Below are 23,847 nucleotides of genomic sequence, written 5' to 3' on the forward strand. Positions count from 1 at the left end.
GGACCTCTTTCTATGCCGATTCGGCAACTCTCTGTCAGTGGCGTAAGGAACCTTGCGCCACTCGACCTCCAGCCTCACCCGCGGGTGAACTTTATCTACGGCGATAACGGCAGTGGCAAAAGCTCCTTGCTGGAATCCATCGCCTTGCTGTCGACTGGCAAGTCTTTCCGTTCCAATCAGATCAAACAGCTGATCAAGCATGAAGCCGACCGGCTGGAGCTGCGCTGTGGTTTGTCGACGGAACCCGCTGACGAAAACAGCGCTGTGGATATGGAAGATGAAGACCTCAAGGAACTCTACAGCCTGCGCCTGCGCAATGGCGACGTGCTGTTCCGCTTTGACGGCTCGGTGCTGACCTCGCAGGCGGATGTGGCGACGCATTTGCCCGTACAGGTGATAGAACCCAATACCTTCCGCCTGTTAGTTGGTTCACCGGAAGACCGCCGCCAGTTTCTCGATTGGGGTGTGTTCCATGTGGTGCCGGAATTTATCGAACAGTGGCGGGTATTCCGCAAGGTGCTGAAGCAACGCAACAGCGTGCTGAAGCAAAAAGAAGAGAGTTGGCTGGACGCCTGGGACAGCGGCTTCGTGGAAGCCAGCGAAAAAATTCATCAGCACCGGATTCATTACATCGAGCAGTTTGTGCCGCGGTTTGAAGAAACCCTCAAGGCGCTCGATCCCAATATTCAGGTGCGCCTGGCCTATTACCCGGGCTGGGAAAAAGATTCCAATCTGGCTGACGTGTTAAACCGTCAGCGAGAGCGCGACTTGCAGGTCGGTTACACCCAATCCGGGCCGCACCGTGCCGAGCTGCGCATCAAGGTCGATAAGCTGGCGGCAGCAGATGTGCTGTCGCGTGGCCAACAAAAAACCGTTGTGGCGGCGCTGAAGCTGACACAAGGCATTCTATTCAAACAGCACTGTGGTACTGCGCCCATTTATCTGGTCGACGACCTGGCGTCAGAGCTGGATTCTGGCCATCGTTTGGCTTTATGCCAGCTGCTGGAAGATTTAAAATGTCAGGTCTTTATCACCAGTATTGAAAAGCGGCAGCTAATGGAAAGCTGGAGCCCGTCTGACTACAAAGTGTTCCACGTGGAACGCGGCGAGGTCCGGGAAGAACCCCGGCTTGATCAAGCAAACGCAGAAGAGCCGCAGGGCTGATACCCGCATTCAATTGCCAGCCAGACGCGCCCCATTCAGACGCGGCTGGCAGTTACGTTTAAGAGGAACACCGAATGAGTGAGCAGAGTTACGATTCGTCCAGTATTAAGGTACTGAAAGGTCTGGACGCCGTGCGCAAACGTCCAGGTATGTACATTGGTGATACTGACGATGGCACCGGTCTGCACCACATGGTGTTCGAGGTGGTCGACAACTCCATCGACGAAGCACTGGCTGGCCACTGTGATCAGGTGGACGTGGTGATTCATCAGGACAACTCGGTATCGGTATCCGATAACGGCCGTGGCATTCCAACCGAACTGCACCCGGAAGAGGGCGTATCGGCCGCTGAGGTGATTCTGACCGTACTGCACGCTGGTGGTAAGTTCGACGACAACAGCTACAAGGTGTCCGGTGGTCTGCACGGCGTGGGTGTTTCTGTGGTAAACGCCCTGTCTGAAAAACTGAAGCTGACCATCCGTCGTGGTGGCAAGCTGTACGAGCAGGAATACACCCACGGTGTACCGGATTACCCGCTGAAAGAAGTCGGCGTATCGGAAACCTCGGGTACTGCGGTGACCTTCCTGCCGTCGAAAGAGACCTTCACCAAAACCGAATTCTCTTACGACTACCTGGCCAAGCGTCTGCGTGAACTGTCGTTCCTTAACTCTGGTGTGCGTATTCACCTGAAAGACGAGCGCGTGGCGGACAAGGAAGACCTGTTTGAATTTGAAGGCGGTTTGGCTTCCTTCGTTAAATACCTGAACGAAGGTAAAACGGCGCTGAACGAAGTCTTCCACTTCAACGCTGAGCGTGAAGACGGTATCTCTGTTGAAGTGGCGATGCAGTGGAACGACACCTTCCAGGAAAGCATTCACTGCTACACCAACAACATTCCACAGCGTGATGGTGGTACCCACCTGGCCGGTTTCCGTGCGGCGCTGACTCGCTCCCTGAACACCTATATCACTCAGGAAGGTCTGGATAAAAAGAACAAGGTATCCACCACCGGTGACGACGCCCGTGAAGGCCTGACCGCCATTATTTCGGTGAAAGTGCCTGATCCGAAGTTCAGCTCCCAGACCAAGGACAAACTGGTATCTTCCGAAGTGAAGCCTGCGGTTGAGCAGGAAATGGGCCGTCTGTTCCAGGAATACCTGCTGGAAAACCCGCAAACCGCAAAAGATCTTGTGGGCAAGATGATCGACGCTGCCCGTGCCCGTGAAGCGGCTCGTAAAGCCCGTGAAATGACCCGCCGTAAAGGCGCCTTGGACATCGCTGGTTTGCCAGGCAAACTGGCCGACTGTCAGGAAAAAGACCCGGCACTTTCCGAAGTGTACCTGGTGGAGGGTGACTCGGCCGGCGGTTCCGCCAAACAGGGCCGAGACCGTCGTACCCAGGCGATCCTGCCATTGAAAGGTAAGATCCTTAACGTTGAAAAAGCCCGCTTCGACAAGATGCTGTCCTCTGCGGAAGTTGGCACCCTGATTACCGCGCTGGGCTGTGGTATTGGTCGTGAAGAGTTCAACCCGGACAAGCTGCGCTACCACAGCATCATCATCATGACCGATGCGGACGTCGATGGTGCGCATATTCGTACGCTGCTGTTGACCTTCTTCTTCCGTCAAATGCCGGAAATCATCGAGCGTGGTCACGTATTCATTGCTCAGCCACCGCTGTACAAAATCAAGCGTGGTAAGCAAGAACAGTACATCAAGGACGAGAACGCCCTTGAAGAGTATCTGACCCACGTGGCACTGGAAAAGGCCGCCCTGTACCCATCTGCCGACGTTCCAGCCATTACCGATCAGGCCTTTGCCGAGCTGGTGGCCGAGTACCGCGCCGCGCAGGAAACCATTCAGCGTCTGGCGAACCTGTACCCGGTAGCTGCTTTGCACGAAATGCTGAGTCTGCCTGTGGTGGAATCCAGCCAGCTGTCTGATGAAAGTGCCATGGAAGCCTGGGCCAAGCGCCTGGACGAAGCGCTGCCAGACGCAGGCCGCAGTGGCAGCCACTTCAACGTCAAGCATCAGCAAGATGGCGAGCGCGACGTTTACAACGTCAAGATCGAAGTAGTAACCCACGGTCTGGCCCGTGAATACGTGCTCGACAAGGAGTTCTTCGAAGGCTCTGGCTACCGCAAGCTGGCCGCCATGAGCAAGAAGCTGTCTGACACGCTGGAAGAAGATGCCTACATCCAGCGTGGCGAACGCGTCTTCCCGATCAAGGACTTCTGGGATGCCGTGCAGTGGTTGCTGGGCGAAGCCAAGCGTGGCTTTACCATTCAGCGATACAAAGGTCTGGGCGAGATGAACCCGGAACAGCTGTGGGAAACCACCATGGACCCGAACACCCGTCGCATGCTGCAAGTAGGCATTGAAGATGCCATCGCTGCCGACAAGATGTTCACCACCCTGATGGGCGACGAAGTAGAACCACGTCGTGCCTTCATTGAGTCTAACGCGTTGAACGTAGCGAACCTGGATTTCTGATCCTGTTTTAGCGGTATTGAAAAGCCCTTGTCGGTTGAACCGCCAAGGGCTTTTTTGTGTCTGTTGTTCGCGGCTCCTGAGTAGCCTGATTGGCCAGAATCGCCGGGGTGGGCTCTGCTTTGCCCTGATGGGAATGCAAAACACAGAACAAAACATCATGGTGTTCCACGTGAAACACCTCAAGTCCGTTCAACAGTCCATGTCCTCAAGATGGGCTGGCAAGCAAGGGCAGGGCAGTTACAATAACCGCCACAAAACATTGGCCGTCGTGTATGGAAACCCGCTGCGACGTGCTGTTACCGAATACATGCCGACAGGAATGATCCATGATTATCAAACCACGCGTTCGCGGTTTTATGTGCGTAACCACACACCCAACGGGTTGTGAAGCCAACGTCAAAGAGCAAATCGACTTCATCAAAGCGCAGGGCAGCATCGATATGCCAAAGCGCGTACTGGTAATCGGTTCCTCCACTGGCTACGGTCTGGCTGCTCGTATCGCTGCTGCGTTCGGTGCGGGAGCATCCACCCTGGGCGTGTTCTTCGAAAAAGAAGGCACAGAGAAGAAGCCAGGCACTGCCGGCTGGTACAACAGCGCAGCCTTCCACAAGTTCGCTGAAGCCGAGGGCCTGTACGCCAAGAGCATCAACGGCGATGCCTTCACCGACGAACTGAAGCAAAAAGCCATCGACACCATCAAGGAAGACATGGGTCAGGTGGATCTGGTGATCTACTCTCTGGCGGCTCCTCGTCGCACCCACCCTAAAACCGGCGTGGTGTACAACAGCACCCTGAAGCCAATCGGCAAAGACGTGACCCTGCTGGGCATCAACACCGACAAAGAAGAAATTCAGGAATTCACCCTGACTGCGGCGTCCGACGAAGACATCAGCAACACCGTTGCCGTTATGGGTGGCGAAGACTGGCAGATGTGGATGGACGCTCTGGACGAAGCCGGTGTACTGGCCGACGGCGCCAAAACCTCTGCCTTCACCTACCTGGGCGATGACGTGACTCGCGATATCTACTGGGGTGGCACCATCGGTCAGGCCAAACAGGATCTGGACAAGAAGGTTCTGGACATCCGTTCCAAGCTGGCCGAGAAGGGCGGTGACGCTCGTGTAGCCGTACTGAAAGCCGTTGTGACCCAGGCGTCCTCCGCCATTCCAATCATGCCTCTGTACCTGTCCCTGCTGTTCAAGGTGATGAAGGAAGAAGGCACTCACGAAGGCTGTATCGAACAGCTGTACCGTCTGTATACCGAATGCCTGTACACCGACACCCCTCGTCTGGACGAAGAAGGCCGTGCCCGTGTTGACGAACTGGAACTGAAGCCAGAAGTGCAAAAAGCCGTTGAAGCTGCGTGGGACAAAATCACTACTGAAACCATCAGCACCGACACCGACTTCGCAGGCTACAAAGCAGAATTCCTGCGCCTGTTCGGCTTCGGTATCGACGGCGTAGACTACGACGCCGACGTAAACCCGGTAGTTGAAATCAAAGGTCTGGTGGACTAATCCAACCGCTTTGATGTCTACTTGAGTGTTTCACGTGAAACACTCAGATAGCACGTAAACGCCAGCTCATTGAGCTGGCGTTTTTGTTTCTGGGGTTTGTGTTTATGGTGGTAGGAGAGCGAGAACGTTTTCTGTATGAGCGAATCGGGACGTGCTATCTAATTCACGAATCCAGTGCTGCGTTCCACGTGAAACATCTCTCCGTACATCTATTAACGCCGTGTGAATACTATTTGTACGTCTGATAAAGACGCGAAGCGGCTGCCATCAGACAGGTACTGCTTGGTAATACCACCTTTAACATCGACTGTTTGTAGAAGCGAATTCATTCGCGAATAGAGATTCGGTGTTTCACGTGAAACGTCTGCGCCCATGATTTGACGTAATATGAATAAGATATGTAGGACTGATAAAGACGCGAAGCGGCTGCCATCAGACAGTTGCTGCTCAGGAATGAATACGCGTTCTGCATTGACTGTTTGTAGGAGCGAATTCATTCGCGAACAGGGATGCCATGTTCCACGTGGAACGTGGAAACCCGCAGGCACTCGTTGATGTATTACGCCTTCGGCTAATACGTCCTACGGTCGCTTCTGGCGTAATCTCCTCTGGCATACCACGCGGAGCGTGGGAGCCAGCACAGTAAGGCTGAGCGTCCCGACTCGCTCCTACAAGTAAACCGCTTTGCCTCAGACGTCAGACTTCCGACGTCTAGCGACCACAGCGTCCATCCCTTTAAAACAACCCCAGCTGCTCTTCTGGTTTCTCCAGCACCGGCACCACCGCATCGCCCACCCGAATATCGCCGCTCTGAATCACTTTGGCGCAGAGCCCGCCGTGCATCAGCATGGCAGCGGTGCAGCCGGGGCCAAGGGCTTCTTCCATACGGCTGCATGGATGGCATTGGGCGGTGAGTTCAAAGATGGCCTCGCCGATCTGTAGCTTCTGGTGTCGCAGTGCTTGCAAGTTGATGCCGCTTACTACCAGATTGCGGCGTAGCAGGGCAGGGTCGATCTGGTCGCGTTGCAGCAGGCGGGCAATCACGTCGATGTGTTCGGCCATGATCAGCGTTACCTGACGGGCGGAGCCCGGTGTGCCTTCGCAACGTCTGTCGCCCGTTAGGCCAAGTTCTTTCACCGCGCGGGTGTGTTCTACCATCTGTACGGCACCACGGCGTTCGGTGCGTAATCCTATCCATTGCAGCCGCCCGGGCTGGATGGTGGGCAGGTAGCGGGAAAACAGTTTTTGGGTAGCGCTCATGGGCGATTTTCCTGTTTTGCAGTGGCGTAGCCAAAGAACAACGTGAAGATTGCTACAGTCGGATGTTAGCAAGTTTCAGTTGTGTTAACTTCCGCGCCTTTTCTGAATTCCTCTTCCGGGCAGCGCCCTGCTGTCTGAACCCATTAACGTCTGGAGACTCTGCTGAATGAACGCTGTTGTCGTGGCCGTAGTACTGATGCTGGTACTGAGCCTGGCCCGAATGCATGTAATGCTGTCGATGATCGTGGCTGCCTTTGTGGGCGGTCTGGTTGGCGGCCTGTCGATCAACGATACTCTCAACGCCTTTAACGATGGCATTGGCGGCGGCGCGGGCATTGCCCTAAGCTACGCCATGCTGGGTGTATTTGCCGTCGCGATTTCGCTGTCGGGCTTGCCGCAATTGCTGGCGGATTCGATGCTGAAAAAAGTCGGCGTGCAGAACGAAAGCGGTAGCCAGTGGCTGGCTCAAGGTCTGCTGGCAATGCTGCTGGTCGCCGCCGTGTGTTCGCAGAACCTGGTGCCGATTCACATCGCCTTTATCCCGATTCTGGTGCCGCCACTGCTGATGGTGATGGCCAAGCTCAAGCTGGATCGCCGTTTGATTGCCTGTGTACTGACCTTCGGTCTGATCACCCCTTACATGTTCCTGCCGGTGGGCTTTGGTGCCATTTACCTGGACAAGATCCTGCTGGGTCAGGTGGCAGCGGCTGGTCTGGATGTTGAAGGTGTATCGGTAGTGGAAGCCATGGCCTTGCCAGCGGCAGGCATGCTGTTCGGTTTGCTGGTGGCGGGCTTTGTCAGCTACCGCAAGCCACGTGAATACAGCCTCGAAAAAATCGACGCGGCCGAAAATGGCCAGCGCGAATACAACGCCAAGTCCTTGTGGGTTGCGGGTGTTGCTATCGTTGCGGCGTTTGCCATTCAGCTGATTACTGATTCCATGGTGCTGGGCGCGATGGCCGGTTTCCTGTTGTTCTCGGCTACCGGCGTAATCCGCTGGAACGAGTCCGAAGGGGTGATTCTGGACGGCATCAAGATGATGGCTTCCATTGGCTTTATCATGATCGCCGCCAACGGTTTCTCTGAAGTGCTGAAAACCACTGGCCACATCGACCTGTTGGTGAATGGTGCTGCGGACTTCCTGGGCGACAACAAGGCGCTGACGTCCTTCCTGCTGCTGCTGGTGGGCTTGTTGCTGACCATGGGTATTGGTTCGTCGTTCTCGACCATTCCGATCATTGCCGCCATCTACGTGCCGCTGTGTATGGCGATGGGCTTCAGCCCGCTGGCGATTGTGGCCCTGATTGGCACCGCTGGTGCGCTGGGCGATGCTGGTTCCCCGGCTTCGGATTCCACCCTTGGCCCAACCGCGGGTCTGAACGCCGACGGCCAGCACAACCACATGCGTGACACCGTGATCCCGACCTTCCTGCACTTCAACCTGCCGTTGCTGGCCGCTGGCTGGCTGGCGACCATGGTGTTGTGACGGGTGTTGTGACGGGTGTTGTAAACAGGTGCTGTAACCAGAAAACGAGAGGCAGCAAGATGGCTGCCTTCGTTGTCGTTCTCTTTGTTCGTTGCTCTTGTCTACGGACACAAAAAAACCTCCGCTTCTTTCGAAGGGGAGGTTTTTTCGTTTTTGAGGGAGCTCCGTTATTGCCGGGGCCATTACTGCCGTGATCAATCACGGCAAAACTGTGATCCAGAGCCCATCACAGCAGCAGTCACCCAAATGGGTGAAGTTTCAACTCTTCGCTTTGTTTTTACTGAGTTTGTGGGCGGCGTTTGGCCGCCACATTCCACAAGACACAAAGGGATATTGACATGAAAAAGTTACTTTGTCTGACTGGTCTGATACTGGCGATGCCTGCCATGGCCGAAAAAGATTGTACTGCCGCCCAGTGGGCTGCGGCTGACGATGCCTGTTCGGTTTATGGCATGGGGTCTGCGAAGAGCTGTACTGTGGCGACCAACCGCCAGATCTATGCAACCTGTCACAAGAGTACGAGTAACGAGGCGTTTGCGGTGCCGGATACATTTTTGCTGGAAGAAGCACCACACGACATGGAGAGCGATTTGGGATCGGAAAAGCGTACTCAGCCTTAAGCAAAATAGAGTTACAAAAAAAACTCCGCTTCGTTTTAAGGGGAGTTTTTTTTGTTTCTGTTGCCGGAGTGCGAAGCGCTGAATCAGAAACGCTTGCCGCTGGTTGCCGCTTCGACGTATTCGCCCGTGAATGGCACTTCGGAAATACGCTCAACGGTTTCGTTGATCCAGGCTTCGTTTTTGGCGTTCAGTTCGGCGGTGGTCATGCCGGCGGATTCAAACGGTTCGCTGAACACCACTTTGATAACCCCCGGGGACTTCACCCAATGGGTGTTAGGCCAGTGATCACCGCTGTTGTGGGCCACCATAACCACCGGAGCGCCGCTTTTGCTGGCCAGCATGGCACCGCCTTTGGAAAATACCTTACGCTTGCCTGACGGGATTCTGGAGCCTTCCGGGAACACCAAGACATGCACACCGGCGCTGAGTCGCTCAGAGCCTTGCTGCACTACCTGTTTGAGGGCGTTGGCTTTCTTCGAGCGGTCGATAAAGATCGGTCGGATCATCCACAGCGCCCAGCCAAACAGCGGCAAATACGCCAGCTCTTTCTTCACCACCTGCACGTGCGGGTAGATGAGGGTGGGCAGCATAAAGGTTTCCCAGGTGCTCTGGTGCTTGCTCAGAATCACGTGGCCACGGCCATCGCGAGGAATGTTCTCGGCACCTTCCACTTCGCAGCGAATGCCCGCAATCCAACGCAGGCCGAACATGCACATGCGGCAGTAGATGCCCATGATCCAGAAGTTACGGGCCTTCAGTGGCAGCAGCATGCCAATCAGCATGGAAGGGACAAACCAGAAGATGGTAACCAGCGCCAGCCAGATGTAGAACAGCACGCTTCTCAGCTTGTGGCTGAACGGTTGGGATGCCGCGTTTTCAATCGCCGTTTGGCTGGTATTGCTCATAAATCCTGCACAGGCCTGTGTGATGAAACGTTCAGGTGCGTTTATACCATTGCCTGAAAGTTTTGATTGTTACGTCATTTCCTATGACTGTTTCCGGCAGGGAACCGGAACGCCAGTTGTGACAGTACCCGAAAGCCCTTTGGCTTCCAATAGCACTTAATGGGCACCGTCCAGCAGGAAGCGGGTGAACGCCGCCAGATCGTCGAATACCGGCGCTTCGAACAACTGTTCGTGAGCGGCCAGCCTGGGCTCGGACTTGGCACCTTTACCGGTTCGTACCAGTGCGACCTTACAACCGGCCGCTGCACCTGCTTCCAGATCACGAATCGAGTCGCCAATCATCCACGCGCCTTCGGCGGAGTTGTCTAACGCCTGCTCGATCTGGTGAATCAGCCCCGGCAACGGCTTGCGGCAATCGCAGTGATCATCCGGGCCATGTGGGCAAAACGCAATATGAGCAAATTCGCCACCTTCGGCGGCGGCCAGCGCAGTCATTTTGGCGTGCATGGCATCGAGGTCGGACGGCTGAAAATAGCCCCGCGCCAAACCGCTCTGGTTGGTCGCAATCGCCACCTGAAAACCTGCCTTGCACAATTGGCCAACCGCCGCTGCACTGCCGGGTAACGGGATCCATTCATCAACGGATTTTACGTAAGCATCGGTGTCTTCGTTAAGAACGCCGTCGCGATCGAGGATGATCAGGGGGTTGGTCATGGTTTCCACTCACAAGGTCAATCGTGGCAGCAGCATAGCGGTTTGGGGATGATTTCCAAAACAGCGAAGCAAGCGCGTTCCAGTGGCTGAACTTGTGTTAGTCTCGCGCCACTGCAGTAAGGCTCTGCGGTAGTAAGATCGCAGCGCCCGCTGCCTTTGATCAAAGGATTGTGAGTTATATGAAAAATATTTCCCTGCTTGCCACATTGGGTACCAGTACACTGCTGGTTGCTTGTTCTTCATCCCCGGAAATGATGGTCGATGGCGAGTCGATGCTCGATGCCAAAACGGTTTATACCCAGACCAACCTGCACCCGGACGTTGCACGTAAACGGCTGTTTTCAATCAACTATCAGCAAGACGGCCTGATCCCACGTTGTTCTGAAGTGGAACTGGTTGATGTGAATAGCAGCCAGCTGCTATTCAATTACGAAGGTCAGCGTTATCAATACGTTTTCCACAAGGCCAGTGGTGATTTTGATACAAACTTGAAGAAATACTTCGGTACTCGCTGCGACGACTCGGCATTGCAAGACCTGAGTGAAATCGACCGGAAAGGCCTCAAGAACGGACAGGTGTACGAGGGGATGAGCAAGAAGGGCGTGACCCTTGCGATTGGTTTCCCACCCCAGCATGTCACTCCATCATTGGAAAGCAATGTGTGGCGTTACTGGAACAGTCGCTTTAATACCTTTCTGGTGAACTTTGATGAAAACGGCAAGGTAGAAAGCATCAAGGAGTAACCTGATGACCCGAAGATGTGACAGACAGCTTCGGGTTATTTTTTTCCGGCGTTCTCCTGATCGTGCTCTGGTTTTTTCCAGAAATCGAAGAAATTAAACCACTGGTCTGGTTGATGTAACGCTTGGGTCTCCAGCCAGCTGGCATAGTCCTGGGCCGCTGTACGAATCGCCTGTTGGCGATTTTTGCGGTCCAGTATCAGAGGCTCCCGATACGGTGTGAAGTCAGCTGCAAAGCGTTTGCCACGGCGTACACAGGACATGAAATGCACCGGGCAGCGAAGGATAGAGGCCAATACAAATGGCCCTTCCGGCAACCAGGCAACGCGCTCCATGAATTCAATATCAACGCTGCGTTCGCGGTGCTGTACCGAAGTACGGTCAGCAACAATCACAATGAATTCACCTTGCTGGATTTTATCCATCATGCGAATCGCAGTGTCCGGCCCAAATGATGTCACTTCGAACAGGTTAAGGCCTGAGTCAGGTGCTACCTTCTGCATCAGGTGATTGAATTTGGCTGCGTTGCGAGTGTGAACCACAGCATTGATGCGGAGGTTCGGTATTTCTTTACCGATCGCCCGGCATATTTCCATGTTGCCGTGGTGGGAAATCAGAATAACGCCGCCTTTACCGCTATTTACTGCACGCTTCATTACCTCGAAGTTGGCGAAGTCGATGTCTTTCTCGCGAATATCACCGGTCCAGGCCGAGACCTTGTCGAGTGCTGACAGGCCAAAATTGAGGAACTGTCTGAAAGGTCTGGGTTTCCATTCCGCCATGCCTCGCTTGCGACGCAAGTGGGCAGCTTGCTGTTGAAAGTCTTTGGCGGCTTGTCGCTGGGTACGGGCAAACAGATAGAAATAGCCGATGATAAAACTCACCACCAGAGTAAAGACGGGCCTGCCAAGATACTTGTAGGTATATAGCAGGAAATTCAGCCCCAGTGACGTACCTTTTTCGTGCACTTCCGACCAGTGTTTATCGGTCTCGTTGATTTTTCGGTCGCTCATACCGTTAACCGGCAAACTTGCGAGCCAGTAGCACCGGTGAGCGCCATAGCATGCCGAAGAAGAGTTTGGTGTGCATCCAGCTGATCATGACATTGTCGCGCCATACCTGAAAATTGGAGGTTCCACCTTCCGGATAAATAACCCTGGTCGGTATAAAAATCACCGGCACGTTGCGCCAGTAGAGGCGCACCATGATCTCCGTGTCGAAGTCCATACGTCGGCCAATGCGAACCCGGTCTGCGAGATCACAGAAGGAAGCGACCGGATAGATCCGGAAGCCACACATGGAGTCCGGGATATCCAGCGACAGCGTTTCGATCCAGACCCACACATGGGTGGCGTAACGGCCGTACAGGCGCGCTTTAGGCACCGAATCGTCATAGATCGGACGACCGCTGACTAGTGCCGTCGGGGTTTGCTGCGAAGCGCGCAGCATGGCAGGGATATCATCGAGATTGTGCTGACCATCGGCATCCACCTGTAAAGCATGGCTGTAACCTTGATCTTTGGCATGGCGTATACCGGCAATAACGGCTTCGCCTTTACCTGCGTTAGGTGACTGGTTCAGCAAGGTGACGTCTGCATATTGACCACAGACATTGCGAATACGGGCACCGTGTTCTGCAGCCGAGCCATCGTCAATCACTATGATGGGGAGACCGAAGCCCAGCAAGCCGTCAACGGTGGCCTGCAGGGTGGTTGAGTGGTTGTAACAGGGGATGATGAAGCAATAGGTCACGTCCGTGTGCTCCGAATCAAGCGGCGCGTGCTTCAACCAGGGCAACCAGCGCATTTACAGATGCAAAGTGTTCGCGGTTTTCTTCAGAGTTATCTGTCAGGGCAATATTGAACGTCTTTTTGATTGCCACACCAAGCTCCAGTGCATCAATGGAATCCAGGCCCAGACCATCGCCAAACAGTGGCGCGTCACTGTCGATCTCATCCGGGGTAATGTCTTCCAGATTAAGAGAATCAATAATCAGTTGTTTGATCTGGAGGTCAAGGTTGCTCACCGGGGTTTTCCTTTTGTATGTCGTTGTTGCCTGCGCGTAATGGGCGCGTATTATCCACGCTCGATTTTGAAGATACCAGCGTCACAGAACTAATTAATGGATTAGTCATCATCAAGCTGGCCATTGACATGTAATATGCCAGCTTGACTACGTAGGGCCCGAACATGTGTTCGGACTGAAAGGAAATAAGGACGATCGATACATGCCCCACCCAGAAAAGTCGGCAGATGTAGTAATCATTGGCGCCGGGCCTTCCGGTGCCGTCGCCGGTACCTTGTTAAAGCGTAAGGGTTACAAGGTTACTATTCTTGAAAAACAAACCTTTCCGCGTTTTTCCATTGGTGAAAGCCTGCTGCCGCAATGCATGGAGTTTGTAGAGCAGGCTGGCATGCTGGAGGCTGTGCAGGCAGAACCGGCATTCCAGTTCAAAAATGGTGCGGCTTTCCGCTTTGCCAACGACTATAGCTTTTTCGATTTTCGGGAGAAGTTTTCACCGGGCCATGGCACCACCTTTCAGGTCCAGCGCGCCACCTTCGACAAGATTCTCGCTGACTCTGCCGCAAAACAAGGAGTGAGCATTCACTATCGCCATGAAATCCGTACCATCGAGAACTCCGACGACAGCGTCACCGTTCATGGCGTTGATGGGGATGGCAAGGACTTCGCTGTAACAGCCCGCTTTCTGCTGGATGCTTCCGGCTTTGGCAGGGTCCTGCCGCGATTGCTGGATCTGGAAGCGCCATCCGGTTTTCCGGTACGCCAGTCTCTGTTTACTCATGTGATCGATAACATTGACTGCCAGCAGTTTGATCGTGAAAAAATTCTGATCACTGTTCACCCGCAGCATCGTGATGTTTGGTACTGGTTAATCCCATTTGCAAACAACAAGTGCTCATTGGGCGTGGTGGCGAAAGAGGCGTTTTTCGATCAATACCGTCACCTGGAATCTGAAGAGCGATTAAAGGCACTGGTTGCGGAAGACGAGCACCTGAGTCGTCTGCTTGCTAATGCTGAATACCCGGACCCCGTCAACGAGATTCACGGATACAGCGCTAATGTGACGAGTCTTGTTGGGCCTGGATACGCTTTGCTGGGCAATGCCGGTGAATTCCTCGATCCGGTATTTTCATCCGGTGTCACCATCGCAATGAAGTCGGCATCGATGGCGGCTGATGTTCTGGATCGCCATTTACAAGGGAAGGCGGTAGATTGGCAAGCGGAATACGCCGAGCCATTGAAGCACGGTGTGGATGTGTTCCGTACCTTTGTCGAAGCCTGGTACGACGGTCGTTTTCAGGACGTCATTTTCTATCAGAACGGCAGTGAACAGATTCGCGCCATGATCAGTTCAATTCTTGCTGGCTACGCCTGGGATCTGAATAACCCGTTTGTTAAACAGGCTGAGCGTCGTCTCAATACCATCGTTGAGATTTGTCGGGGCTGAAGGTATGAATTGGCTGTGGCATGGCAGTGCGTGATTGCAGTAGCGCCAGTAGCGATAAATAAAAAAGGGTAAGTGAATGGTCACTTACCCTTTTTTATTTGGCTCATGAAACGGCTCGGTTATTCGCCTTTCCAGCGCTTCAGAATCAACGAAGTATTGATTCCACCGAAGGCGAAGTTGTTGCTCATGACATGAGCGGTTTCGATCTTGCGGGCCTCACCCATGATGTAGTCAAGGTCGGCGCAATCGCTGTCGGGGGTTTCCAGATTGGCGGTGGCGTGAAACCAGCCCTCGTTCATCATATGTACTGAAACAATTGCCTCCAGTGCACCACAGGCACCCAGAGTATGGCCGGTGAAGCTCTTGAATGAGCTGATCGGCTTTTTGCCAACCACTTTGAAGGTTGCCTGGCTTTCAGCTACATCACCGCGGTCGGTTGCTGTGCCATGAGCACTGACGTAACCAATGTCATCGGCTGTCAGCCCGGCATCACGTAGCGACATTTCCATCGCAATTTGCATTGTGGTGGCATTGGGTTGGGTAATATGAGCGCCGTCGGAATTGGTACCGAAGCCGACTATCTCAGCCAGAATAGTGGCCCCACGGGCACGGGCGGATTCCAGTTCTTCAAGAATCACGATGCCGGCACCCTCGCCAATCACCAAACCATCGCGATCCTTGTCGAACGGGCGTGGTGCCCGATCCGGGCGATCATTATTGGTACTGGTGGCGAACAGGGTATCGAACACCGCAGCCTGGGTTGCGCTCAGCTCTTCACAACCACCAGCGACCATCATTTGCTGGTGGCCATGTTTGATCGCTTCATAGGCGTAACCAATGCCCTGACTACCGGACGTACAGGCACTGGATGTGGTGATGACCCGGCCCTTGAGGCCGAAATGAACACCAATATTGACCGGCGCGGTATGCGGCATCATGCGTACATAAGAGGTGGCGTTAAGACCGTTCACCGAGTGGTTGAACAGCATCTGGCCAAATTCACCGATAGCATCCGGGGTACCGGAAGACGAACCAACAGACACGCCCATGCGGCCGTCCTTGATGGATTCGTCATCCAGCAGGCCAGCCTGTTGCAGTGCCAACTCGGTCGCCCGTGTCGCCATGATCGACATGCGCCCCATGCTGCGGGTGGCCTTACGGCTGTAATGGGCTGGCTTTTCAAAGCAGTCGGCCGGACCACCCAAGCGGGTGTTCAGACCTTCGTACTTGTCCCACTCCTCGATATATTGAATGCCCGTATTGAGCTGTTTGAGATTGCTGGCAATGGTTTCCCAGTCTTGCCCGATTGGCGAAATCGCCGCCATACCGGTAATCACCACACGACGCATCAGCACATACCTCCATTCACTGAAATCACCTGACGAGTGACGTAGCCTGCGTCCTCTGACATCAGGAAACTGACCACTGCAGCGACTTCTTCCGGCTTGCCCATGCGTTTGGCTGGAATAATTTTCATCGCTTCATCGACAATGTGTTCATCGATCATATCCGTATCAATCAGGCCAGGAGCGACACAGTTAACCGTAATATTGCGTTTGGCCAGTTCGACCGCCAGTGCCTTGCAGGCGCCGATCAGGCCAGCTTTGGAAGCGCTGTAGTTGACTTGACCACGGTTGCCGGTAACGCCAGAAACCGACGACATGGCAACGATACGGCCTGGTTTGCGACGGCGGATCATTGGCATGGTCAGCGGTTGCACTACGTTAAAGAAACCGTCCAGGTTGGTGTGAATCACCGAGTCCCACTCGTCATCGGTAAGCGCCGGAAAAGCATTGTCGCGGGTCAGGCCAGCATTGGCCACCACACCGTAGTAGGCACCGTGGGTTTCAACATCGCTTTCAAGGGTTGCGCGGGTGCTCTGACGGTCGGCGATATCAAACTGCAGTACTCTGACAGTGCGGCCAAGGGCTTCGATCTCTGCCTGAACCTGTTCGGCTTCTTCGCGTTTGCTGCGGCAATGTACGACGATGTCAAAGCCTTCACGTGCTAGGCGCAGCGCGATGGCCTTGCCAATGCCACGGCTGGAGCCGGTTACGAGAACGGTTTTGGAATCAGACATAAATTATCCCTTGGCGGTTTCCATAAAAGCAGCTGCGTCAGGCGGCTGAAATACATTCAGGCGTGCTTGCTGCTGCTGGTCATCAAATGTGAGTGAACACTGGAACGAGCCCAGGCCGCTGTCGTCCTGCAGTTCCCGTTCAATGTGAATAATCAGTTCGGCTCCTTGCGGGAACACCGCACAGCTACTGCTGAACTTGCGGCTGCCGAGTAAAAAGCCAACTTTGGGGTCGCCGCCAGTCCGCTTTTCACCGCAACCGGCCCAGGCAGCAACGGCTTGGGCCATGTATTCAATCCCGACCCAGGCAGGAACACCACCGTCGCGGAAGAACGTGGACTGTGGACCGATCACAACACGAGCAGTCAGGGTCTCTTCGCTGAAAGAAACCACCTCATCCAGCAAGCTCATATCGCCTGAATGCGGTACCAGTTCGTCTACCGGGTATGGGCAAGGAGTTTCAGTGGCCATGCTGTCGTTCAAATATCAGTGAAATGTTGTTGCCGCCGAACGCGAAGGAATTGCTCAGCGCCAAGCGAGGGGGTTGTTGCACATTCTCGCATTGCTGCAGGGACCCGTTTGTGAGCTGGATGGGTTGCAGCTCGGTATCGCCATTGCCGTCCCAGCGATGGGGTGGCAGCGCGGTTTGTTCGGTCAGGGTCAGCCAGCACAATCCGGCTTCAATGGCCCCCGCGGCCCCCAGCGTGTGGCCGGTCAGGCGCTTGGTTGATGAGCATGGAACCTCACTGCCAAATACGCTGTAAACGGCTTTGGCTTCCATACGATCGTTCTGCTCGGTAGCGGTACCGTGGAGGTTGATATAATCAATGTTGCTGGCTGCGACGTCGGCATCCTGCAGGGCTTGGGTCATGGCAGCAATGGCACCGGCACCATCCGGGTGAGGTGCTGAAATATGGTGGGCATCAGAGGTTTCCCCGCAGCCTGCAAGGCTGATAGCAGCAGGGGTTTTGCTCATCACAAAAATTGCGGCACCTTCGCCGATGTTGATGCCATCGCGATCCCTTCCGAATGGGTTGCACAAACCGTCTGACATACTCTCGAGTGCGTCGAAGCCATTCAGTGTCATGGCGGCCAGCGAGTCTACGCCGCCGGCAATCACCACATCGCAGACGTCTTGCTGGATCAACCGACGAGCGCTGGCCAGTGCCTTGGCTCCGGAAGAGCATGCGGTGGAAATCACAAATGCAGGGCCTTGGGCACCGGTCCAATCTGCCAGGGTCATAGCGGGCGCTGAAATTTCCTGAATCGCATAGCGAGTGGGAGAGGCCGGAACCTTGTATTTGTGCCAGTTTTCGACCGTAGTGCAGGCTTCGGCGATACCGCTGGTACTGGAACCCAGAACGATACCAATCCGTTCAGGTGAAACATTGGCGCTGAGCGTTTCGAAGCTTTCGCGTAGCTGTTGCCAGGCACACAGCAGTAGTTGGTTGTTACGCGAGCGCTGCGCTTCCGGCAGTGCTTCAAGCGCAGGCAAACCATGGCGGACTTCGCCGACATATACCGGCCGGTTGGTCCATTGCTCGGATAACATCAGTGGTTGGGCGTCGGCTTGTTGCAGCGTTTGCCAGACCGATTGCGTGTCGTTCCCCAGTGAGCAGACCATACCCAACTGATTGAGATACACGGGATTGTGCTGCATCACTTCCTGTCCATATCGAGCGTTGTGATCCGGATCTGCTGGTCGGCAACCGGAATCGAAATTAGCAGTGTGTGCCAGAAACCACCGTGCTCATCGGCAGTGATGGTTTCAGGCGTAATGTCCAAAACAAGGCGCGAATGATAAACCAAGCGGCGGCCATCCGACACTGCCATCAGCTGCCATGGACTGCCGTTCAGACGCTTGTTGATTGATTCCAGTGGCCAGTAAGCCATCTGGATCTGGGCCAGGATAACGCGAGCGTTCACCTGTGACGGCAGCAGCGGAGAGACTGTTTCAGTCAGCTCAATGCCATCATAGCGAGCGCGCAACAATTCCTGCCCGGTCGCGGTCAGGCCCACCAGCGTCATGATGCCATCTTGCACTGACCAACTCGCCAGCAGGCTGGAAGATTCATCATCAACCTTGCTGACAACCTGAGTGACCTGGCCCTCAAATGGATAATCGGTTGGAGGCATCAAGGGCAGCTGCAAGTCCTCTGGTCTGGGTTGTAGCAGGCTACAGCCAGAGACCAGCGAGGCCAGTAACAGTAGGGGCAGGATCAAAAAGCGTATCGGGCTTTGTTCATACATGGATGATGGATACCGGAAGCAAATCAGGACGGATGTCGCTGCAAGGTGAAAACGGGGGTTAACAACCACACCAGTATCACACCACATAGTACGGTGCTGCCGAAGTACATCAGCACTGGCGTGTTCGACAGCGCCAACAGGCCAAACGCCAGCAGGGTCGTCAGGCCGGACATAAACACCGCCAGCCAGGTGTAAAGGCTATTGCGGCTGTTGATCAGGAAAATACCGGCATCCAGACCGATCCCCAGTACCAGTAATAACGCCAGCAGATTGAATACCGTCAGCTGCATTCCCAGTGCCGACAGTAAGCTCAGTGTCAGCAGGCTAGCCAACGCTGGCCCTGCGACCACGCGCCAGGCTTGCAGTCGATACTTCAATGTCAGCAATACCAGCACAGCGAGATACGCCAGCACAATCCAGCCCAACATACTGTGGCGATAGTGACTCAGCACCGTACTGATAGCCGCCGGTTGGTCGACCAGTAACACCTGTTGACTGAGGCCGGAATCATCAAGGGCCTGTTGTAACTGCTGATTAATGTCGGCAGGAATCTGTCCTGCCATATTGATCACGCTATAAAAGCGGCCATCAAATTGGCCCAGCCACAGGTGGCGGCTGCTATCGCTTAACGGCGAGGCCAGCCATTGTTCAGGGCGGACTTGCTGCTGGCGTTGGCTGTTGAAGTCATCACGAGCGGCGCTGGCCAGTTCAGATGCGCCCAGCTGTGAGAGGAACTGATCGAGCAAACCGCCGTGCTGATACACAGTCGCAGCCTGCAATTCGGTATTGGCTTGCTGGCGCTTGAGCGAAGCAAGCTGCTGGCTGACGCTGATAATACGCAGGCCGTTGTTCGCTGCCCGCAGCTGTTCGAGCGCGGGCTGCAATTGCTCGGCGTTCTGCAGCAAATCCTGCTCGCTGCTGCCAGACACCAGCAGATAACGTGCCCATGAGGTGCCACCAGCAATCTGGTTAACCCGCTGGTCGGCCTGTAACAGGCTCAGCGGCGAGGTTTGCAGGCGCACAATGCTGTCATCAAAAGGCAGCTGTGGCAGCCGGATCAGTGCTACCAGTGCCAGTATCACAATCACTGTCGCAACTAGCGGTTGATGAATCCGCGGCCAGCGCTGACGAGCCAGATCCAGCCCGGCGAGAATCCTTTGTGGTCGGGCGCTGGTGGGCAGGCGACGGGTAAGCCACGGCAGTAGCCCAACGACAGTAAGCCAGGCTCCGACGAGGCCCAGCGCTGAAAAAACCGCCATTTGCTGTAAACCGGGAAATGGCGCTGCCGCCTGAGCCAGATAAGCCAGCACGCTGGAAATCATGCCGAGGGTAATGGCTGCCACTACCGTTGAATGCTGGCTGTGCTTATCGGGGGTGGGGGTGTTATTGTGGCTGTCATAGCGGGCATCGCCGTCTTCCACCTGTTCGAGCCGATGGCAAAGGAAGTGCAGCGAATAGTCGATGGCCACGCCCACCAGACTGGCACCAAAGGCCAGCGTGATCATATGGACCCGATCAAAGATCAGCAGGCTGGCTGCCATTGCCAGCACACAGCCGCTCAGCAAAGGTAAAAATACCAATAGCAAATAGCTCAGACGCCGAAATACCAGCAGCATCAACAGCACAATGCCAGCCATTGATAGTGCCCCGATGGTGGAAATTTCCTGCCGGGCCTGATTGGCGCCCCAGGTCGCATGCACGATCAGGCCGGTGTAGGAGAGCTGCTGGCTGGCCTGTTCAAGATTGTGCAGCAGTGCTGACACCTGCGCCTGATAGCCCATGGCGAACGGACTGCCGTCGAGCTCGGCGACAATGATTCGGTGCCACTGCTCGCCGCTGTCGGTGTGCTCAATTCGGGTCGGCCAGTCGTCCTGCAGCTGGATGCCGAGATCGGGAATCGCCTGCTGACGCCAGTGATCGAACAGCTGTAAGGGATCATCGACCAGATGCTGGGCCAGATTGCCGCCCAGCGGTGAATACAAACGGCCAATGGCGCGGTTGATGAGTTCGTTATTGGCACTGTCTGAGTCTGGTTGGCCGGAGGATAGGGCGGATGTTGGGTCATCGGCTGTCAGGTCCAGCGCTGCTAACGCCTGGCGATCTTCACTGGTCAGGTGCTGGTAACGCCAGCCGGCCAGGCTTTGCAGCATGGCTTGGACTTGCTGGCTGTCGGCCTTGCCTTGCACTTGTTTGAACAAGCCGGATTGCCGCAAGGCGGCGGTTACCATATTGGCGTCTTGCAGACTTTGCTGACGGTCGCCGGAGGCGATTAGCAACAGTTGCTGGCTGGCATTGCCGGTTAACTTGTCATTGGCAAAATCCGCCGCCGGATTGGCCTGGCCTTTCGGCAGCAGCGACATGATGCTGGTATCAAACGACAGCCCCTGTCGGGTCTGCCACACCAGCGAGGCGGTGGCCGCCAACATTACCAATAGCCAGACCGCCAGACCGAGCCAAAGTTTGTTGGATAGCAAATGTGACTGTGTATCTGGCTGCGCCTGTGTTTGGGCGTTTGGCTGGGAAGCGTGCTTATTGGTCATGAAGGCGGGTGAGGCTGAAGCGAATTTCGGTGCGATCGCCGTTGGCCTCGTGCAGTGTCAGTCCTCGCAGCAGGTTTTGCCCGGTACTGTTGAGCTGGCCACTCATGTCGATGCGGTTGAAGAAGTTTTTCAGCACATCACTTTGTGGCGTCAGCTGCAGTTGCCAGTACTGGTTATCGGCGCTTTGCTGGCCGCTGATATCAAAGGTGGCCGACAGGGTTTGCAGATCGCCCGCAAAAATTGCGGCCATGATGTTGGCGACGGTGCTGGTTTCGGCGCTGTTGGCGTCACTCTGCCACACTACCTTGCCGCCTTGTTGCTGCGAAATGCCCTGCTCACTGATGATAACGGTGCTGGCAATCGGCTTTTCGATTGCCCATTCAAGGCCCTTGCCTGCGGCATAGTCGAAGTGACCGCTGGAGTTCAGTGGCCGTGGCAGTACGGCAAGGTATTTCTGTTGCTCAAAGCTACCTGCCAGCGCGTCCGTGGGCGTCAGGATTTGCGCCACTGCGGCGCTGTCGAGTTGGTTCTCGAACGCAATTTCCTGCCGCTGTTCTGGTGCCGTTTGTTGCACCGATTGCTGTGCAACCGCAGTGCCGCAAAGGCCGCTCAGCAGCAGCCCTGACAGTACAGCAGGCAGCCGTTGGAACTTGCTGCGGTTCACGGCTGCGCCGCCTTGATCTTGTCGAGCAGGATCTGCGGCGATTCATAGCACATGGTCTGGGTCGACATATCAACGGCCACCATGGTGGTGGTGGCGCGGGTCAGTCGTTTGCCGTGCTGGTTGCGGATTTCGTAACGGATCTTCAGCTGGTCTTCCCATTCCGACAGCGTTGCCGTGACCTGGATGGTCTCCCCAAACACAGCAGGCCCCGGGTAGCGGATGTGCAGGTCGACAACAGGCCAGGCATAGCCGGACTCTTTCATCTCGTTGTAGTTGTAGCCGATCTTGTCGAGCAGCACACAACGGGCAATTTCGAGATATTTGGCGTAATGGCCGTGCCACACCACGTTCATCATATCGACGTCGTGGAAGGGCACCTTGATGTCAACGGTCGCACTGATCATGCATGGCTCTCATACAGCGCAATACGCTGTTGTTGCAGTCGGTCTACCAATTGGCGCAGTTCACGTTCCAGTGGGCGATCCTCGGCAAGGAACGGGCTGCTTTCACGGACTGCGGCCAGAGTCGCCTTGAGGGTGGCAGAAACGGCCTCTTCCTCGATGTCGCCCTGTTTGATGCGCAGCTCAAGACCCTGCACCGCGGCCAGCAAGCAGGCCGCAGCGACCTGTTCGGTGAGTTGCAATACACGCAGACAGTCACGGGCGGCAATGGTGCCCATCGAAACCTTATCCTGGTTGTGACACTCGGTGGAACGCGAGAACACACTGGCAGGCATGGTGTGCTTCAGTGCTTCGGCGGTCCAGGCTGAAACGCCAATCTGTACCGCCTTGAGGCCGTGGCTGATGGCCTTGCGTGGGCCTTCTGCGCCGGACAGGTTGGACGGCAGGCCGTGGTTGAACTTGGTATCAACCAGCATCGCCATTTGACGGTCGAGCAGGTCGGCGACGTTGGCAACCGCGTTTTTGAGGGTGTCCATCGCCATGGCGATATGGCCGCCGTAGAAATGGCCGCCGTGTAACACGTGTTCGCCTTCGCCATCGATGATCGGGTTGTCGTTGGCGCTGTTCAGTTCGTTCTCGATCAGGGTGCGGTTCCAGTCGAGGGTTTCGCTCAGTACACCAATAACGTGTGGCGCACAGCGCAGCGAGTAGCGGTCCTGCAGGCGGTTCGGATTGCGCGGCGGCTTGCCGGTTTCGAGGTCGTCACGCAGCCAGCTGGCAACTTTTTGAGGGCCCGCATGGGGCTTGGCGCTGAACAGGATTTCGTTGTAGTGGTGGGCGTTGCCCTTGGCGGCGATGGTGGCCAGCGCGGTAATGCGGGTGGCCACTTGTTCCAGATAACGGGCCCGGCTGAACGCCTGGCAGGCGATGGCCGTCATCACCGCAGTGCCGTTCATGATCGCCAGGCCTTCTTTCGGACGCAGGGTTAATGGCTGGATATCCAGTTCAGCAAAGACCTCGGCGGTGGCGCGGACCTCACCTTTGAAGTACACCTCTCGTTCACCACACAGTACCGCCGCGACGTACGATAGTGGCGTCAGGTCGCCACTGGCGCCAACAGAGCCTTCTTCCGGGATCAGCGGCACGATGTCGTGTTGCAACAGTCGTTCGAGCTGCTCCAGTAAGGCTTCAGATACACCGGAGAAGCCCTGGCACAACGAGGCCAAACGGGTAGCCAGCACTGCACGACCGCTTTCAACCGGCAAAATGGCACCCATGCCACAGCCATGGAAGGTGTACAGGTGCTTTGGCAGCTCGGCCACCAACTCTGGCGGAATGGTGACGGTACAGCTATCGCCATAGCCGGTGGTCACACCATAAATTTCGCCGTCTTCGGCCAGCAGGTTGTCGAGAAATTCACTGCCGCGACGAATACGCTGGCGAAAGGCTGCGTCGGTATCCAGTTGCGCCGGTTGCTGTTGCAGTGCCAGCGCGTTGATGTCTTCGATGCTTAGACGGGAGCCGTTGAAGGTAACCATAATCTTTGT

At 55.4% G+C, this 23,847-nt stretch carries 22 protein-coding genes; 7 read left to right on the plus strand and 15 right to left on the minus strand.

Annotated features, from left to right (window positions below):
* Nucleotides 1–12 precede the first annotated feature (12 nt).
* The 3 genes from recF to fabV all read left to right on the plus strand — a co-directional run bounded on the left by recF (nucleotide 13) and on the right by fabV (nucleotide 5,173).
* Nucleotides 13–1,164 carry a DNA replication/repair protein RecF gene (gene recF, locus G516_RS20540; protein WP_036533753.1) on the plus strand — a complete coding sequence of 384 codons (1,152 nt, stop codon included), beginning with the start codon at nucleotides 13–15 and terminating at the stop codon, nucleotides 1,162–1,164.
* A gap of 74 nt (nucleotides 1,165–1,238) precedes the next feature.
* Nucleotides 1,239–3,656 (plus strand): DNA topoisomerase (ATP-hydrolyzing) subunit B, encoded by a 2,418-nt coding sequence (gyrB, locus tag G516_RS0101150; RefSeq protein ID WP_028292094.1) that lies wholly within the window; start codon nucleotides 1,239–1,241, stop codon nucleotides 3,654–3,656.
* Nucleotides 3,657–3,982: 326 nt separating this feature from the next.
* Nucleotides 3,983–5,173, plus strand: coding sequence for an enoyl-ACP reductase FabV (fabV, locus tag G516_RS0101155; protein WP_028292095.1), 1,191 nt, complete (start codon nucleotides 3,983–3,985; stop codon nucleotides 5,171–5,173).
* Nucleotides 5,174–5,908: 735 nt separating this feature from the next.
* On the opposite strand, the gene G516_RS0101160 is transcribed toward fabV, so the two are convergent.
* The gene (locus G516_RS0101160; RefSeq protein WP_028292096.1) at nucleotides 5,909–6,433 is read right to left on the minus strand and encodes an MOSC domain-containing protein; all 525 of its coding nucleotides are present in this window, start codon (nucleotides 6,431–6,433) and stop codon (nucleotides 5,909–5,911) included.
* Between the two features lie 166 nt (nucleotides 6,434–6,599).
* Between G516_RS0101160 and G516_RS0101165 the strand changes: the two genes are divergently transcribed.
* Together G516_RS0101165 and G516_RS0101170 are read left to right on the plus strand one after the other, a co-directional pair.
* Nucleotides 6,600–7,919, plus strand: a complete 1,320-nt coding sequence (locus G516_RS0101165; protein WP_028292097.1) for a Na+/H+ antiporter family protein — start codon at nucleotides 6,600–6,602, stop codon at nucleotides 7,917–7,919.
* A gap of 338 nt (nucleotides 7,920–8,257) precedes the next feature.
* Complete coding sequence (locus G516_RS0101170; protein ID WP_028292098.1) at nucleotides 8,258–8,539, plus strand: hypothetical protein; 282 nt, start codon at nucleotides 8,258–8,260, stop codon at nucleotides 8,537–8,539.
* Between the two features lie 83 nt (nucleotides 8,540–8,622).
* Here G516_RS0101170 and G516_RS0101175 read toward each other — a convergent pair whose 3' ends face one another.
* Together G516_RS0101175 and gmhB are read right to left on the minus strand one after the other, a co-directional pair.
* Nucleotides 8,623–9,444 carry a lysophospholipid acyltransferase family protein gene (locus G516_RS0101175; protein ID WP_051218811.1) on the minus strand — a complete coding sequence of 274 codons (822 nt, stop codon included), beginning with the start codon at nucleotides 9,442–9,444 and terminating at the stop codon, nucleotides 8,623–8,625.
* A 156-nt stretch (nucleotides 9,445–9,600) separates the two neighbouring features.
* Nucleotides 9,601–10,158 (minus strand): D-glycero-beta-D-manno-heptose 1,7-bisphosphate 7-phosphatase, encoded by a 558-nt coding sequence (gene gmhB / locus G516_RS0101180; RefSeq protein ID WP_028292100.1) that lies wholly within the window; start codon nucleotides 10,156–10,158, stop codon nucleotides 9,601–9,603.
* A 179-nt stretch (nucleotides 10,159–10,337) separates the two neighbouring features.
* Between gmhB and G516_RS0101185 the strand changes: the two genes are divergently transcribed.
* Nucleotides 10,338–10,901 carry a hypothetical protein gene (locus G516_RS0101185; RefSeq protein ID WP_051218812.1) on the plus strand — a complete coding sequence of 188 codons (564 nt, stop codon included), beginning with the start codon at nucleotides 10,338–10,340 and terminating at the stop codon, nucleotides 10,899–10,901.
* 35 nt (nucleotides 10,902–10,936) lie between these two features.
* On the opposite strand, the gene G516_RS24920 is transcribed toward G516_RS0101185, so the two are convergent.
* The 3 genes from G516_RS24920 to G516_RS0101195 are packed head-to-tail and all read right to left on the minus strand — an operon-like array spanning nucleotide 10,937 to nucleotide 12,924.
* Complete coding sequence (locus tag G516_RS24920; RefSeq protein WP_051218813.1) at nucleotides 10,937–11,911, minus strand: LpxL/LpxP family acyltransferase; 975 nt, start codon at nucleotides 11,909–11,911, stop codon at nucleotides 10,937–10,939.
* 4 nt (nucleotides 11,912–11,915) lie between these two features.
* Complete coding sequence (locus tag G516_RS24925; RefSeq protein WP_051218875.1) at nucleotides 11,916–12,650, minus strand: glycosyltransferase family 2 protein; 735 nt, start codon at nucleotides 12,648–12,650, stop codon at nucleotides 11,916–11,918.
* Nucleotides 12,651–12,666: 16 nt separating this feature from the next.
* On the minus strand, nucleotides 12,667–12,924 hold the full coding sequence (locus tag G516_RS0101195) for a phosphopantetheine-binding protein (RefSeq protein ID WP_028292102.1): 258 nt from the start codon (nucleotides 12,922–12,924) through the stop codon (nucleotides 12,667–12,669).
* Nucleotides 12,925–13,126: 202 nt separating this feature from the next.
* Between G516_RS0101195 and G516_RS0101205 the strand changes: the two genes are divergently transcribed.
* A complete protein-coding gene (locus G516_RS0101205; RefSeq protein ID WP_028292103.1) occupies nucleotides 13,127–14,368 on the plus strand; it encodes an NAD(P)/FAD-dependent oxidoreductase in 1,242 nt (413 codons plus the stop codon).
* Nucleotides 14,369–14,487: 119 nt separating this feature from the next.
* Here G516_RS0101205 and G516_RS0101210 read toward each other — a convergent pair whose 3' ends face one another.
* From G516_RS0101210 to G516_RS0101250, 9 genes are read right to left on the minus strand one after another with little or no spacing between them, the layout of a single operon-like run.
* The gene (locus tag G516_RS0101210; RefSeq protein WP_028292104.1) at nucleotides 14,488–15,717 is read right to left on the minus strand and encodes a beta-ketoacyl-ACP synthase; all 1,230 of its coding nucleotides are present in this window, start codon (nucleotides 15,715–15,717) and stop codon (nucleotides 14,488–14,490) included.
* Nucleotides 15,717–16,448, minus strand: a complete 732-nt coding sequence (locus G516_RS0101215; RefSeq protein ID WP_028292105.1) for a 3-ketoacyl-ACP reductase FabG2 — start codon at nucleotides 16,446–16,448, stop codon at nucleotides 15,717–15,719. Before G516_RS0101215 ends, G516_RS0101210 begins: the two co-directional genes overlap by 1 nt.
* Nucleotides 16,449–16,451: 3 nt before the next feature.
* Entirely contained in the window at nucleotides 16,452–16,916 is a 465-nt protein-coding gene (locus G516_RS0101220; protein ID WP_028292106.1) for an ApeP family dehydratase, read from the minus strand.
* Nucleotides 16,906–18,105, minus strand: a complete 1,200-nt coding sequence (locus G516_RS0101225) for a beta-ketoacyl-ACP synthase (protein WP_028292107.1) — start codon at nucleotides 18,103–18,105, stop codon at nucleotides 16,906–16,908. Before G516_RS0101225 ends, G516_RS0101220 begins: the two co-directional genes overlap by 11 nt.
* Nucleotides 18,105–18,695: a DUF3261 domain-containing protein gene (locus tag G516_RS23615; protein WP_028292108.1), complete on the minus strand. Its 591-nt coding sequence runs from the start codon at nucleotides 18,693–18,695 to the stop codon at nucleotides 18,105–18,107. Before G516_RS23615 ends, G516_RS0101225 begins: the two co-directional genes overlap by 1 nt.
* A gap of 23 nt (nucleotides 18,696–18,718) precedes the next feature.
* Complete coding sequence (locus G516_RS20555) at nucleotides 18,719–21,235, minus strand: MMPL family transporter (protein ID WP_036533762.1); 2,517 nt, start codon at nucleotides 21,233–21,235, stop codon at nucleotides 18,719–18,721.
* Nucleotides 21,225–21,899, minus strand: coding sequence for an outer membrane lipoprotein carrier protein LolA (locus G516_RS0101240; RefSeq protein ID WP_028292109.1), 675 nt, complete (start codon nucleotides 21,897–21,899; stop codon nucleotides 21,225–21,227). The genes G516_RS20555 and G516_RS0101240 overlap by 11 nt, the downstream gene beginning before the upstream one ends.
* Nucleotides 21,896–22,303: an acyl-CoA thioesterase gene (locus G516_RS0101245; RefSeq protein ID WP_028292110.1), complete on the minus strand. Its 408-nt coding sequence runs from the start codon at nucleotides 22,301–22,303 to the stop codon at nucleotides 21,896–21,898. The genes G516_RS0101240 and G516_RS0101245 overlap by 4 nt, the downstream gene beginning before the upstream one ends.
* Nucleotides 22,300–23,838 (minus strand): HAL/PAL/TAL family ammonia-lyase, encoded by a 1,539-nt coding sequence (locus tag G516_RS0101250; protein WP_028292111.1) that lies wholly within the window; start codon nucleotides 23,836–23,838, stop codon nucleotides 22,300–22,302. Before G516_RS0101250 ends, G516_RS0101245 begins: the two co-directional genes overlap by 4 nt.
* Between the last annotated feature and the right edge of the window lie 9 nt (nucleotides 23,839–23,847).

Origin of the sequence: Oceanobacter kriegii DSM 6294 (assembly GCF_000422845.1) — a bacterium.
GTDB classification, from domain to species: Bacteria; Pseudomonadota; Gammaproteobacteria; order Pseudomonadales; family Oceanobacteraceae; genus Oceanobacter; species Oceanobacter kriegii.

Excerpts from the sequence above, each read along its gene's own strand:
- G516_RS0101170 (WP_028292098.1), top strand. The coding sequence starts at position 8,258 with ATGAAAAAGTTACTTTGTCTGACTGGTCTGATACTGGCGATGCCTGCC.
- gmhB (WP_028292100.1), bottom strand. The coding sequence starts at position 10,158 with ATGACCAACCCCCTGATCATCCTCGATCGCGACGGCGTTCTTAACGAA.
- G516_RS20555 (WP_036533762.1), bottom strand. The coding sequence starts at position 21,235 with ATGACCAATAAGCACGCTTCCCAGCCAAACGCCCAAACACAGGCGCAG.
- G516_RS0101220 (WP_028292106.1), bottom strand. The coding sequence starts at position 16,916 with ATGGCCACTGAAACTCCTTGCCCATACCCGGTAGACGAACTGGTACCG.
- G516_RS0101165 (WP_028292097.1), top strand. The coding sequence starts at position 6,600 with ATGAACGCTGTTGTCGTGGCCGTAGTACTGATGCTGGTACTGAGCCTG.
- G516_RS0101215 (WP_028292105.1), bottom strand. The coding sequence starts at position 16,448 with ATGTCTGATTCCAAAACCGTTCTCGTAACCGGCTCCAGCCGTGGCATT.
- G516_RS0101210 (WP_028292104.1), bottom strand. The coding sequence starts at position 15,717 with ATGCGTCGTGTGGTGATTACCGGTATGGCGGCGATTTCGCCAATCGGG.
- G516_RS0101175 (WP_051218811.1), bottom strand. The coding sequence starts at position 9,444 with ATGAGCAATACCAGCCAAACGGCGATTGAAAACGCGGCATCCCAACCG.
- G516_RS24920 (WP_051218813.1), bottom strand. The coding sequence starts at position 11,911 with ATGAGCGACCGAAAAATCAACGAGACCGATAAACACTGGTCGGAAGTG.
- recF (WP_036533753.1), top strand. The coding sequence starts at position 13 with ATGCCGATTCGGCAACTCTCTGTCAGTGGCGTAAGGAACCTTGCGCCA.
- gyrB (WP_028292094.1), top strand. The coding sequence starts at position 1,239 with ATGAGTGAGCAGAGTTACGATTCGTCCAGTATTAAGGTACTGAAAGGT.
- G516_RS0101225 (WP_028292107.1), bottom strand. The coding sequence starts at position 18,105 with ATGCAGCACAATCCCGTGTATCTCAATCAGTTGGGTATGGTCTGCTCA.
- G516_RS23615 (WP_028292108.1), bottom strand. The coding sequence starts at position 18,695 with ATGTATGAACAAAGCCCGATACGCTTTTTGATCCTGCCCCTACTGTTA.
- G516_RS0101245 (WP_028292110.1), bottom strand. The coding sequence starts at position 22,303 with ATGATCAGTGCGACCGTTGACATCAAGGTGCCCTTCCACGACGTCGAT.
- G516_RS0101205 (WP_028292103.1), top strand. The coding sequence starts at position 13,127 with ATGCCCCACCCAGAAAAGTCGGCAGATGTAGTAATCATTGGCGCCGGG.
- G516_RS0101185 (WP_051218812.1), top strand. The coding sequence starts at position 10,338 with ATGAAAAATATTTCCCTGCTTGCCACATTGGGTACCAGTACACTGCTG.
- fabV (WP_028292095.1), top strand. The coding sequence starts at position 3,983 with ATGATTATCAAACCACGCGTTCGCGGTTTTATGTGCGTAACCACACAC.
- G516_RS0101250 (WP_028292111.1), bottom strand. The coding sequence starts at position 23,838 with ATGGTTACCTTCAACGGCTCCCGTCTAAGCATCGAAGACATCAACGCG.
- G516_RS0101160 (WP_028292096.1), bottom strand. The coding sequence starts at position 6,433 with ATGAGCGCTACCCAAAAACTGTTTTCCCGCTACCTGCCCACCATCCAG.